Source organism: Synechococcus sp. BA-124 BA4, assembly GCF_034931165.1.
On sequence record NZ_JAYGIA010000117.1, the window covers coordinates 1 to 13,031 of the forward strand.

General features: G+C 68.1%; 9 protein-coding genes and 1 pseudogene. 3 read left to right on the forward strand and 7 right to left on the reverse strand.

The window, feature by feature from the left end:
- From VB734_RS14065 to VB734_RS14095, 7 genes and pseudogenes are all read right to left on the reverse strand, one after another.
- A pseudogene (locus VB734_RS14065) lies at positions 1–217 on the reverse strand (acetate kinase); the annotation flags it as partial.
- Positions 214–2,646, reverse strand: coding sequence for a phosphoketolase family protein (locus VB734_RS14070; RefSeq protein ID WP_323243567.1), 2,433 nt, complete (start codon positions 2,644–2,646; stop codon positions 214–216). The gene VB734_RS14070 and the pseudogene VB734_RS14065, both read right to left, overlap by 4 nt.
- Before the next feature lie 110 nt (positions 2,647–2,756).
- Entirely contained in the window at positions 2,757–3,365 is a 609-nt protein-coding gene (locus VB734_RS14075) for a histidine phosphatase family protein (protein ID WP_323243568.1), read from the reverse strand.
- Positions 3,366–3,753: 388 nt separating this feature from the next.
- Positions 3,754–3,963: a hypothetical protein gene (locus VB734_RS14080; RefSeq protein ID WP_323243569.1), complete on the reverse strand. Its 210-nt coding sequence runs from the start codon at positions 3,961–3,963 to the stop codon at positions 3,754–3,756.
- 293 nt (positions 3,964–4,256) lie between these two features.
- Entirely contained in the window at positions 4,257–6,539 is a 2,283-nt protein-coding gene (locus tag VB734_RS14085) for a nitrate reductase (RefSeq protein WP_323243570.1), read from the reverse strand.
- A 173-nt stretch (positions 6,540–6,712) separates the two neighbouring features.
- Complete coding sequence (locus VB734_RS14090) at positions 6,713–8,266, reverse strand: MFS transporter (protein ID WP_323243571.1); 1,554 nt, start codon at positions 8,264–8,266, stop codon at positions 6,713–6,715.
- A 136-nt stretch (positions 8,267–8,402) separates the two neighbouring features.
- Positions 8,403–9,542: an anthranilate phosphoribosyltransferase gene (locus VB734_RS14095; protein ID WP_323243572.1), complete on the reverse strand. Its 1,140-nt coding sequence runs from the start codon at positions 9,540–9,542 to the stop codon at positions 8,403–8,405.
- Positions 9,543–9,746: 204 nt separating this feature from the next.
- Here VB734_RS14095 and VB734_RS14100 point away from each other — a divergent pair, with 204 nt between their 5' ends.
- The 3 genes from VB734_RS14100 to VB734_RS14110 all read left to right on the forward strand — a co-directional run.
- Positions 9,747–11,327, forward strand: a complete 1,581-nt coding sequence (locus VB734_RS14100; protein ID WP_323243573.1) for a ferredoxin--nitrite reductase — start codon at positions 9,747–9,749, stop codon at positions 11,325–11,327.
- A gap of 511 nt (positions 11,328–11,838) precedes the next feature.
- Positions 11,839–12,588: a hypothetical protein gene (locus VB734_RS14105; protein WP_323243574.1), complete on the forward strand. Its 750-nt coding sequence runs from the start codon at positions 11,839–11,841 to the stop codon at positions 12,586–12,588.
- A 10-nt stretch (positions 12,589–12,598) separates the two neighbouring features.
- Positions 12,599–13,031 (forward strand): universal stress protein (locus VB734_RS14110; RefSeq protein WP_323243575.1); only part of this gene is annotated, 433 nt, incomplete at its 3' end.

The window sequence follows — 13,031 nt, forward strand, 5'->3', positions numbered from 1 at the left end:
GGCCGGCGAGGACCCCGGGCAGCCAGGCGTCCAGCACGGCCTCCAGTCGGTCCTCAGGGGCCGTGCTCTCCGCGGCGCCGACGCTCCAGTTGCGCTGGTCCCTCCAGAGGCAGTCCCCCGTGCGGGTGTGCACGGAGACCTTGAGGCTGGAGCTGCCGGCGTTCAGCACCAGCACCTCCCCAGCCACCTCGCCGGCCAGCGTCGCCGGCTCGGTCATCCGTGCGCGGCCGCCGGGGGCGTCCAGCGCCAGTCGGTCACCTCCGGGGCATCGGTGCCGTGGGTGTGGGCGTAGGCCCGGTGGGACAGGATCGCGTCCTGCATCCGCTCCTTGACGTGGGCGGCGCGGGAGCGCAGGAAGGGCACCCGGTTGATCACGTCGATCACCAGGTTGAAGCGGTCGATCTGGTTGTTCATCGCCAGCTCGAGGGGCGTGTTGATGTTGCCTTTCTCCTTGTACCCGCGCACGTGGATGTTGGCGTGGTTGGTGCGGCGGTAGGTGAGGCGGTGGATCAGCCAGGGGTAGCCGTGGAAGTTGAAGATCACCGGCCGGTCGGTGGTGAACAGGGTGTCGAAGTCCCGGCCGCTGAGGCCGTGGGGGTGTTCGTTCGGCTCGGTGAGGGCGAAGAGCTTGACCACATTGATCACCCGGATCCGCAGGCTGGGGATCTCCCGGTGCAGGATCTCCACCGCCGCCAGGGTCTCCTTGGTGGGGATGTCGCCGGCGCAGGCCATCACCACATCCGGCTCATCCGGCGTGGTGCCGCAATCGTCGTTGCTGGCCCAGCCGACGATGCTCACCCCCTTGGCCACATGGCGCCGGGCCTGCTCCAGGCTGAAGTACTGCAGGTGCTTCTGCTTGTCGGAGACGATGATGTTGCAGACGTTCGTCTCCTGCAGGGCCTCCTCCGCCACCGCCAGCAGGCAGTTGGCATCGGCCGGCAGGTACACCCGCACCACGTCACCGCTCTTGTTGCCCGCCAGGTCGATGAAGCCGGGGTCCTGGTGGGTGAACCCGTTGTGGTCCTGCCGCCACACCGTGGAGGAGATCAGGCAGTTCCAGGGCCCGATCGGGGCCCGCCAGGTGGCATGCAGCAGGCAGGATTCCAGCCATTTGGCGTGCTGGTTGAACATCGAGGCGATCACGTGGGCGAAGGCCTCGTAGGTGTGGAAGAAGCCGTAGCGGCCGGTGAGCAGGTAGCCCTCCATCATTCCCACCAGGGTGTGCTCGCTGAGCATCTCCACCACCCGCCCGTTGCGGGCCAGTTCGCTGCCGTTGAGGTCCTCCGGCAGGAACTCCTCCATCCACACCTTCTTGCTCACCTCGTAGATGGCCTGCAGCCGGTTGGAGGCGGTTTCGTCGGGGCCGAACACCCGCATCGACACGGGATTCGCCTGGATGATGTCGCGCAGCAGCTCGCCGAGCGGGTAGGTGTTCTCCACCTCCGTGGTGCCGGGGGCCGCCACCTCCACCGCATAGTTCTCCAGGGGGGGGAACTGCAGCTTGCGGCGCAGCAGGCCGCCGTTGGCATGGGGGTTGGAGCCCATCCGCCGGTGTCCCTGCGGGGAGAGCGCCTGCAGTTCCGGCCGCAGGGTGCCGTGCTCGTCGAACAGCTCCCAGGGCCGGTAGCTCCGCAGCCACTCCTCCAGCAGGAGCAGTTCCTCGGGGTCGGTGTTCGGCGCGGCCAGGGGCACCTGGTGGGAGCGCCAGAACCCCTCCAGCTTCTTGCCGTGCAGAGAGGCCGGCCCGGTCCAGCCCTTGGGCGAGCGCAGCACGATCATCGGCCAGGCGGGGCGGACCGCTTCACCGCTGGCGCGGGCCTCGGCGCGGATCTGCAGGATGCGGCCGATCGCCTGGTCCATGGCGGCGGCCATGGCCCGGTGCATGGCCATCGGTTCGTGGCCTTCGACGAAGAGCGGCTCCCAGCCGTAGCCGCGCATCAGGCTGGCCAGTTCCTCACGCGGGATGCGGGCCAGCAGGGTGGGGTTGGCGATCTTGTAGCCGTTCAGGTGCAGAACCGGCAACACCGCCCCGTCGCCGATCGGGTTGAGGAACTTGTTGATGTGCCAGGAGGTGGCCAGGGGGCCCGTTTCGGCCTCGCCGTCACCGACGCAGGCCAGGGCGATCAGGTCGGGGTTGTCGAACACCGCCCCACAGGCGTGCGAGAGCACATAGCCGAGCTCCCCGCCCTCGTGGATCGAGCCGGGGGTTTCCGGGGTGCAGTGGCTGCCGATGTGGCCGGGGAAGGAGAACTGCTTGAAGAAGCGGCGCATCCCCTCGCTGTCCTGGCTCTTGTCGGGGTAGACCTCGCTGTAGCTGCCGTCGAGGTAAGTGGGGCCGAGCACGCCGGGGGCGCCGTGACCCGGCCCCGACAGGTAGATCATGTCGAGGTCGTGGCGGCGGATCACCCGGTTGGCATGGGCCCAGAGGAAGGCCTGGCCGGGGGAGGAGCCCCAGTGCCCCAGCAGCCGTGCCTTGACGTGCTCATGGCGCAGCGGTTGGGCCAATAACGGGTTGTCCCGCAGATAGATCATCCCGACGGCCAGATAGTTGGCGGCGCGCCACCAGGCATCGATCAGGTACAGCTCCTGCTCCAGTTCCGGCGTCATGGCCTGGGCCTCGAAGGGGGCCATCGTCGAGATGGTCATGGCCGTCACATGCAGGGGGCATTGACCTCAACTTTCGCCTGCCTGCGTGAAAAAGCTGATAAATCAACCGCTCTCTTTTGGGGGGGTCAGCAATCCGACATGGACCGCCCTCAGGGGCCCGGAGCCAGGGGAGCGTTCCAGCACTGCACCGCCGGCAGGCCGCGGTAGTTGGACAGAATCGTGAGGGTGGCGGTGTCGAGCAGGAAATGGGCGCCGTGGCTGGGCGTCAGCCCGATCCAGCGCGCCACGAACACCCGCAGCAGATGCCCGTGGGCGAACAGGGCCACCCGGCCGCCACCCTGCTGCAGGCGCCGGATCACCCGATCGACCCGTTCCCCCACCTGGGCGGGACTCTCCCCGTCGGGACAGCCATCACGGAACACCATCCAGCCTGGCCGATCCCGCTGGATCTCCTTGCTCGTCAGACCCTCGTAGGCCCCGTAGTCCCACTCGACAAGGTCGGGCTCAAGGCGGGCCTCCCCAGCCAGGCCCGCCAGTTCGCAGGTGCGCCGCGCCCGCTGCAGCGGACTGGACAGCACCAGGGAGAACGGGCTCGCCGCCAGGAGCGGGGCCAGCCCGCGGGCGGCCGCCTCCCCCCGCTCGGTGAGGGGGATGTCGGTGCTGCCGGTGTGCTGGCCCGAGAGGCTCCATGCCGTTTCTCCGTGGCGAATCAGGACCACCTCGGCGCCGGGGGCTGGGTCGTGTTGGTGTGTTGTCACTGTCTTGCCTTCCATGGGGCGAAGTGTGCTCGCTTGGTCGTTCCATGGCACGGCATGACAGCTGGGGTAGGGATTGATGGCGTCCCAACCGGGGGATCGTCGGGATGCCCCTTTTGCCGGAAGGTCATTCTTGCTCCTGGGGATGTGAGAACGAGGATGCTCGCCGTTCCATGTGGTCCTCCCTACGACCGATCTCCGGGGAAGGATCCGACCCCAGAAGGTCACTGCATTGGACGCGGTCAGGTCGGTGAAGGTGGTGGCCAGCCGCCGAGGCTGGTCCAGGGGCGTTGCTCAGAAGACCGCCTGAGCTTGTTGTCCATCCGCGGTCCTGTCCCCATCTCCCGTACGCGGCCCGGCAAGGGGCTCTTTCCCCCACGAGGTGAGCGCGTCAGGGCTTGCCCAGCGTGTCCCAGAGGGCGGCCTGATGGGCCACAACGGGGGCTGGTCTGGCAGGAGCCTGCATGGCGGTGCCGGCAGCAGGTTGGGCCCCACGGATCAACTGAATGGCAAGGGAGGCCACCACAAAGGCACCAAGAAATCCGGCGGCAACCCCAAGGGGGGTGGCCCCGGCGCGGTTGGAGGTCCTGATCTGGGTCATCGGGGAGCCTGGCAGCACCCCATCAGTATGGGGAAAGCGCCTCGCCGTGGCTGACGGGTTGAAGCCAGCTCAAAGGGGTGGAGACGGTGGACCGCAGTCGTTGCTCAGAGGCCAGCCAGCCATGACCGATACCCAGGAGCAGGCCCAGTGAAATCGCGAGATGCACTGGAACAACTCAGTGATTGATTCATCCTGCAGGGATGCAGGGGAAAGTATCCGCAGCGGACGACACCGATTGCAACTCTCGTGGGCCCCGTCCGGACCTCACGACTTTCTGTAGTTCTTGATACTTCTCAACAGGCCGCACGGCTCGGGCCTCCCTGATCGTCTCGACTGGACCGATGGCCTGATGACCTTGTGGCATCCCCCGCATGGCTGGCGGGATCGCTTCCCAGAGGCTGTTCCCGGGGTCGGTGCACGGCGGCGGCAGGAGCCACGCAGACCGCGGTGGCCTTGAGTTCCGGCTGGCCGGAGATGGGGCAGGCCTGCTCGTGCATCAGGGCATTGGCTTCACAGGCCAGCTCCTGGCTGAAGCCCCAGTGCATGGGCAGAAACACCGAGCCGGGGCGGATCCGATCCGTCACCTGGACCTTGGCGGTGATCCGGCTGCGACGGGAGGTGATGGACGCCAGGTCACCATCGTCGATGCCGAAGCGCTGCGCATCCTGTGGATGAATCTCCAGCAGTGGTTCCGGATGCATGGCCTGCAGCCGCTCCGCCTTGGCGGTGCGGGTCATGGTGTGCCACTGGCCCAGGTAGCGCCCCACGGTGAGCACCAGCGGATAGGCCTCACAGGCCGGTTCCGCCAGGCCCAGCGGTTGCTCCGCCACGAAGCGGGCCCTCCCCGAAGGAGTCGGAAAGCAGAGGTCGCCGTAGAGCCTCCGGGAAGCGGAGCTGGGCTGGCTACCGGAAGGGAAGGGCCACTGCTGTGGCCCCTCCCGCTGCAGCAGCGCATGGCTCAGGCCGGAGACATCGCACACCCGACCGGCGGTGAGGGCGGCGAACTCGGCATAGACCTCCGCGGATGAGCCGTAGCGGAACTGCTCCGTGAATCCGAGTCGACGACCCAGTTCAGCGAACACCTCCCAGTCGGGCCGGCTCTGGCCATGGCGCGGACGGAAGGCCGGGCAGTAGGTGACCCGCCGCTCGGAGTTGGTCATGGCGCCGGCCTTTTCGCTCCACTGGGAGGCCGGCAGCAGCAGATGGGCGTAGTGGGCCGTCTCCGTGGCGGCATAGGCCTCACTCAGCACCACCAGGGGGCAGCGGGCCATGGCCGCCTTCACGCGCTCCAGATTCGGCAGGCTGACCAGCGGATTGGTGGCCGCCACCCACCAGAGATCGAGGGCGCCGGCCTCGATGGCTTCCACCTGCTGCCAGGCGGTGAGGCCGGGCTCGGGAGCGATCGACCCCGGCGCGAAGCCCCATGCCTGCTCCACCACCGCCCGGTGCTCGCCATTGGCCACCAGCCTGTAGCCCGGCAGCAGGTGGGCCAGCCCCCCGGCTTCGCGGCCGCCCATGGCATTGGGTTGACCGGTGAGGGAGAAGGGCCCGGCCCCGGGACGGCCGATCTCGCCGGTGAGCAGGTGGAGGTTGATCAGTCCCCCCACCACGGCAGTGCCCTCGCGGCGCTGGTTCACCCCCATCGACCAGAGGCTGAGGATGCCTTTCTGCGATCCCCAGAGCCTTGCCACGGCCCGCAGCTGCTTCTCGGGGATGCCGCAGACGCCTGCCACCCGCTCGGGTGTCCACTCCGCCACCAGCTGGCCATAGGCGGCAAAGTCGTCCGTGGCTTCTTCGATGAAGTCGCTGTCGAAGCCCCCCTGCCGCAGCACCAGGTGGGCGATGCCATGCAGCAGGGCCAGATCGGTCCCGGGCGCGATGGCGAGGTGGAGATCGGCGGCTTTGCTCGTGTCGGTGGCCCGCGGATCCACCACGACGATCGTGACGCTGCGGGGCTGGCGTTTCTTGCGCTTCAGCAGCCTCTGGAAGAGCACCGGATGGCAGTCGGCGGTGTTGGTGCCGATCAGGAACGCGACGCTGCAGTGGTCGAGGTCCTCGTAGCAACAGGGTGGCCCATCAGAGCCGAGGCTGCGGGTGTAGCCGGCCACGGCCGAGCTCATGCACAGGCGTGAGTTGGCATCGAAGTTGTTGGTTCCCAGGGCCCCCTTGAACAGTTTCTGGGCGAGGTAGTAGTCCTCGGTGTGGAATTGTCCGGAGCCGTACATGGCGATGGCCCCGGCCCCCCTGGTGTCCAGGATGGTGCGAAGCCGATCCACCAGGAGATCGAAGGCCGCCTCCCAGGGGATCGGCTGGAAGTCCTCCTCCAGGCTGGAGCGATACAGGGGCTGGCTGAGGCGGCCCCGGGAGAGGGTTTCCCCCACCGTGGCCCCCTTGATGCACACCTGCCCCAGGCTGGAGGGATGGCTGCGGCTGCCGCGGGCCGTCCACATCGGCGTTCCCTCGGCATCACGGCGCACGCTCTGTCCCGCCACGGCGGGTGGAAGCATCTCGAGGCCGCAGCCCACGCCGCAGTAGGGGCACTGGGAGAGGGTTCTGGCGTCAGTTGGCTCAGCCATCGCGGCAGGTGACCGTCAACAGGGACTTGCGTGTGGATTGGGTGGGCATGGCGTTCCGGAACGGCCTGAACGGTGTTCGCAGCTGGGTGGAGATCGGACGAAGCAACCGACCTCCACAGCTGGAAGAGGCCGCTGAACGAGGCCTCTGGACGAACGACCGGATCGAACCGGACTCAGACCTGGGCCAGGGCCGCCTCGCCTTCGTGTTCCTCGGCGAAGGATCCCTTGGGCTCCCTGAGGAAGAAGTAACAGAGGAAACCCACGATCAGGCCCGCAATCCCCAGCACCTGGAAGAAGGCGCTGTTGGAGGCCGCCACGATCGCCGGGGAGGGATCCTTGGAGCCGTCCCCCATCCACAGCGGCAGGAGGCTGTAGATGGTGAGGTAGGCCACAGCGCCCACATTCCCGTAGGCCCCCACCATGCCGGCGATCTGACCGGTGACCCGGCGCTTGACAAGGGGCACCATGGCAAAGGTGGCCCCTTCTCCGGCCTGAACGAAAAAGGAGCAGGCCATGGTGAGCACCACGGCGACCGCAATCCCGGCGCTTCCTGTGAAGGTACCGGGTTTGATCAGACTCATCACCAGATAGCCGATGCCCAGGCCCATGGTGAGGAAGCCCATGGTGTTCTTGCGGCTGCCGAGCCGATCGGACAACAGGCCGCCGCCGGGGCGGGCCACCAGGTTCACGAAGGCGAAGGCTGAGGCCAGGATGCCGGCGGTGGCCTTGGGTAGCGCGAAGGTGGTTTCGAAGAAGGTGGGGAGCATCGACACCACGGCGAGCTCGGAGCCGAAATTGACGATGTAGGTGAGCTCAAGCACGGCCACCTGCTTGAAGTCGTAGCGATCCTCCTTGGGATAGCTCTTGGCGCCGGAGATCAGATCACGGTTGGTGCGGATGATTCCCCAGGTCTGGAAGATGAACCAGGCCAGCACCAGCAAAAGGGCGATGGTGTAACCACCGGCATCAAGGAATTTGACCTTCTGAAGGCGCCAGGCCAGCACGACCAGAATCACCGCGAAGGGAACGTTCATCCCCAGCAGACCCCAGAAATCCTTCATGGAGGTGACTTCCAGGCCGGCGGTCTTTGCGGGCTTTTGATAAGTCTTGCCAGGGGGAGTGTCGGAGACGCTGAAGAAGTAGATGACTCCGTAGACGGCTGCGATGATGCCGGTGAGCGCGATGGCTCCGCGCCAGTTGAGCACCACCCCGCCGATGTCGGCGCCGCCGGAGAAGGAGAGCCATCCGGCCACGATCACCAGTGTGAGGGCCGAGAAGGCCGAACCGAAGTTTCCCCAGCCGCCGTAGATCCCTTCCGCCAGGCCGATTTCCTTGGGGGGGAACCACTCCGCCACCATGCGGATGCCGATCACGAAGCCGGCGCCAACGATGGAGAGCAGCAGGCGGGCGATCACGAGATGATTGAAGTCCTGCGCGGCCGCAAACATCAGGCAGGGAATGGCGGCGTAAACGAGCAGGGTGGAATAGGTGATCCGGGGCCCGAATTTATCGAGCAGCATCCCGATCAGAATCCTTGCCGGAACCGTCAGGGCCACGTTGCAGATGGCCAGGGTGCGGATCTGGGGAACGGAGAGGCCGAAATCGGCCTGGACCGTCGTGGCCAGCGGGGCCAGATTGAACCAGACCACAAAAGTGAGGAAGAACGCGAACCAGGTGAGGTGAAGGGTTCGGTATCTTCCCTGGAAGGACCAGAGTTCGCCAAGCATGAGTCAGGGTATGGGTGATAACCCTGGCTTCTGGAAAGAATGCGCCCAGGTCGTAGAGCGGCGCAAATGCTGACCACTTCAAGATCACACCATTCGCGCAGGGGCTTGGGCTGTGGCGATAGCTACCGATTGGCGGTCATGTCGGGGCGGGGCGGCTGTTTTCTTCTCCACGTTCTGTCATGTCCCGCCGCAGCCGCTCGCCGCTGCGGGCCATCAGCAGGCCCGTCGCCCGCTCCAGGGCGTCCTCGAGACGCTCGAAGCGCCCGGCGAACCACAGGTAGGCCGCCACGTTCCAGCGCAACGCCGGTGCCAGGGGACCTTCCCCGCAAAGCGCCGCCAATGCCTGCGTCCGCCAGGCCTCCAGGTTCTCCCAGGCCACCTCGGCGGTGGCGATGCCATGGTCGCGGGGGTGGAGCAGGATCCGCTCGGTGGCCCCCTGGCGCACCCGGGCGGTGATGCCGGCGCGGGAGGTGGGCAGGTCGGTGGAGCCCTCCAGCCCCTTCACCGTCAGCAGGTCGGTCTCGCCGCAGTCCCGTAGGGCCTGCCAGGCGCGGGTCTCGGTGGGGGGATGGACGAAGCCGCTCACCAGCAGGTGCTCCCCCCGGTGCGGCGTCCACAGCAGCTCCAGACTCGCCACCGGCGGACGTTTGCCGATGGCATCCCGTACCGGAACCAGCTTTTCGGCCAGTGGGAAATGGTCGGGCTGGTGGGTGAGGGCCAGCCCATGGCGGTCGAGGCGCTCTTGAACTTTGCTGAGCGGCAGGCCGGTCGAGGGGATGCCGATCGACTCGAACAGCTCGGCCAGGGTGACGCCGAATTTCACCGGCATCGGGTCGCCGCCGTGCAGCACCACTGGAAGATCGTCGCTGGCCAGCACCAGGGCCACCAGGGGCAGCAGGGGGGCGGTACGGCTGCGGCCGTCGTAGGGGACCCCGAAGCAGAGCGGTCGTCGGCCGGGTGTTTCCAGCACCGGGCCCCAGCGGCGGTAGCTGTCGAGCATCCCGGAGAGCTCGATGGGGTGGGGGCGGCGGATGCGGTGAGCGATCAGGAAGGCCCCCATCTGGGCGTCATCGGCCTGGCCTTGGAGCATCAGGTCCATCGCCACACCGGCCTCCTGCCGATCCAGGCCGGTGCTGGTGTGTTCGCCGCTGCCCACCTTGCCGATCAACTCGCGGAAGTGGGCCCGCTCGGGGCCGAGGGCCCGCAGGCGGACCAGGCGCCGATCCCCCGCGGCGTCGGGCCCCAGGCTGGCCGGTTCTGGTAACAGTGGCGACATGGGAGGACGGCTCCATGCCAGAAACTAAACCTTCTTGATCGGTGGGTCTGCGCAGCTTTCTCTGGCGCTCCCCGACAAACGATCCTTCCCGTCGACGCAGCTCTCACCGGCGTCCCGGCTTCAGACGACCCCCCGGGGTTGCTTGCGTCCTCCTGCCTGGCAGGGATTCTCCGCGTGGCCGGCCATGCGGACCACCGTTTTCGCATGAACAGCACCGACACCAGCAACGAGCTCACCACGCCGCCAGCGCCCAGCCTCAGCAAGGTCGAGCAGGCCAAGGCTGAGCTCTGCGGCCTGGATCTGGAGCCCCGGCTGGCGGAACTGGCCGCGGCTGGCTGGGACAACCTGGATGAGGCCACCCTGACGATCCGGTTGAAGTGGCTGGGGATCTTCTTCCGCCCCGTCACCCCCGGTCGCTTCATGGTGCGCCTGCGGCTGCCCAACGGGGTGATCCGCTCCGAGCAGCTGGAGGTGCTGGCCGACGCCGTCGATCGCTGCGGCGAGCACGGCAGCGCCGACATCACGACCCGCCAGAACCTGCAGTTGCGGGGGCTGTTGCTGGAGGACATGCCGCCCCTGCTGGCGGCGATGGAGCGCGTTGGCCTCACCAGTCGCCAGTCGGGCCACGACAACCCTCGCAACATCACCGGCAACCCCCTGGCCGGCCTTGATCCCGAGGAGCTGATCGACACCCGGCCCCTGGTGGACGCCATCCAGACGCGGCTGCTGGCCGATGGCGGCCCCCGCAACCTGCCGCGCAAGTTCAACGTGGCGGTGGGCGGCGCCCCCGACAGCTTCCTGCTGCACAACGACCTCGCCTTCCTGCCCGCGCCCCACCCGCAGGATCCGGCGGCGTCGCTCGGTTTCACGGTGATGGTGGGCGGCTTCTTCTCGGCCCAGCGCAACGAGCTGGCCGTTCCCCTGGGCCTCTGGCTGCGGCCCGACCAGCTGCCCGCTTTCACCCTGGCCTTGCTGCGGCATTACGACGCCCACGGCAACCGGGTCCAGCGCAACAAAAGCCGGCTGATGTATCTGATCGATGGCCTGGGGCTGGAGGCCTACCGCGCTGCCGTGGTGGCGGGCTACCGGAAGCTGGCCGGGGAGTCAGCGCCGGCCCCCCTGCCCCACGATGGCCGCCATCTGGTGGTGCGGGCCCCGCGCGACGGGCTGGGCCTCCAGGCCCAGAAGCAGGCAGGCTTCCACTGGGCGGGGCTGCACGTGCCGATGGGGCGCCTGGATGCGGAGCAGATGCTGGAACTGGCGCGCCTGGCCCGCGATTACGGCAGTGGAGAGCTGCGCTTCACCGAGGCCCAGAACGTGCTCATCGTGAATGTTCCGACCGATCGCCTCGGGGCCCTGCAAGCCGAACCGCTGCTGGAACGGTTCCGCCTGGAGCCCGGAGCCCTGCAGGCCGAAGCGGTCAGCTGCACCGGCAGCCGCTACTGCAGCTTTGCCCTGATCCCCACCAAGCGCACCGCCCAGGCCGTGATCGATGAGCTGGAGCGTCGCCTGGAGCTTCCCCAGGCGGTGCGTACCCACTGGACCGGCTGTCCCAATGCCTGCGGCCAGCCCTACATGGGCCAGATCGGCCTGATGGGTGCCAAGGCCCGCCAGGACGGCCAGATGGTCGAGGCCGCGAAGATCTTCCTGGACGGGTCGATGGGCCAGGAGCCACGGCTGGCCGCCCTTCACGAGAAGGGCGTTCCCCTCAGTGAGCTCAGCGACGTGCTGGAAGCGCTGCTGGTGGAACGTTTCGGCGCCCGGCGGCGGACGACCCTCGTCTGAGGGCTCGGCGGCCCCAGGGGAAACGCCTGCCCCGGGGCACCTCCGGGTTCCAGCCACGGTCCAACATGGCCAGCGTGGTCCTGTCCTTCAGATCCTGCCCACCGTAAAGAAGTCGGATGACCCGTTCGGGATCAATCTCCAGGGCCGCCACTTCCTGCCAGAGCTCGGCCACCCGATCCCTGTCGGCCCTGATGAACTGGGCGTCGGCCAACTGGGCCACCAGGGTCAGCAGCAGCTGGCGTTCTTTCTGCTCAATCGGCCCGACCGTTTGCGGCGTCTCGCTGGGCCGGCCCCATCGCCGCGTCTCGGCCCGTTGCCTTTGGCTGGGGGTGTGGGAGAAGGCATCGATTCCGCTGAAGGCCATGGGACGCCTGCCCTGCGAATGGTGTGCCTTCGTTGTAGGCCTGGGGCCTCCACACCCCTGGGCTGGGGCATTAAACGTATCAATGGCGACCGTTCCTGAGGGGGCTGGCCCTGCCGGCGGGTCGCGACGGGCACGGGAGGTTCATCCTTGACCCGGAACCCTCCTTTCCTGGCCCTGCCCCAGCAGCTGCCTCCAGCTGGCAGCCCCGATCGCTGGTCCTGGCTGCGGCGTCTGCGCGCTCAGGACGACCTCGATCTGGAGCCCTGGCTGGAGGCGATTGAGGGCCACGGCCTGGTGCCCGATGCCGATTTGCTCGCGGCGCTTGCCGGGCGGCTCGATGGCGCCGCGGCGAGCCGATTACTGGCCTGGTGGCTGGCCGAACCAGACGCGGATCCCGCCCTGCTGAACCTGATCGGTCGGATCCGTGACCGACGCTTCAGGGCCTTGCTGCGCCAGGCGCTCCGCCTGCCAGGGGAGGCCACTGACGCGCGGGCGGCGGCTGGGAATGGGGCCATCGACAGGATGGCTGTTCTGTTGCCGCTGCTGGGCCACCAGCGCGATCCCGAGGATTTCCAGCTGTTGCGCCAACGGGTCCTGGCCCCCTTACCGCTGCAGCAGCGCCGGGCCGCCCTGGAGGGGCTGGCGGTGGGGCTTGCCGCCTGGCCGTCGGCGCCCCTGCGGCAGACCCTGCGCCAGCTCATCGGAGATCTCGACCCCGCGCTTGCGGCGACGGCCGTGGATCTGCTGGCCCGTCTGCCGGAGGGATTGACGGAGCTGGCTGGCCTCGATCGGGACGGGCTGGCCCCGGAACTGGCGCAGCGGGTGGAGCGGCGCCTCGCAGGGGCCGGTGCGGTCCCGGCGGCCGGGCGATCATGGGTCCCTCCCCAGCGCGCATGAGGCGAGGTCGATGTTCCGTCACCTGCTGGTGCCCACCGATGGCTCCGATCTCTCCGACGACACGATCCGCCGGGCGGTGAGCTTCGCCCGCGAGGCGGGGGCGACCATCACCTTCTTGCACGTGCTTGCCAATCCGGCGATGCCGCCGCAGGCTTCGATCTATGGCGACCCGGTGCTGCTCGATCCCGCCGTCGTGGAGCGCTGCAGCCAGGCCGAGCGGGCTTATGCCGCCGTGCTGCTGGAGCGGGCCCGGGGGATGGCCGAGGAGGTCGGCGTGCGCTGTGACACGGCCGTGGGCGACCATCCGGTCGTCTACGAGGCGATCATCGAGGCCGCCGGCCGCCACGGCTGTGACCTGATCTTCATGGCCTCCCACGGCCGCCGCGGCCTCGCCGGGCTGCTGCTGGGCAGCGAGACCCAGCGGGTACTGACCCACACCGACC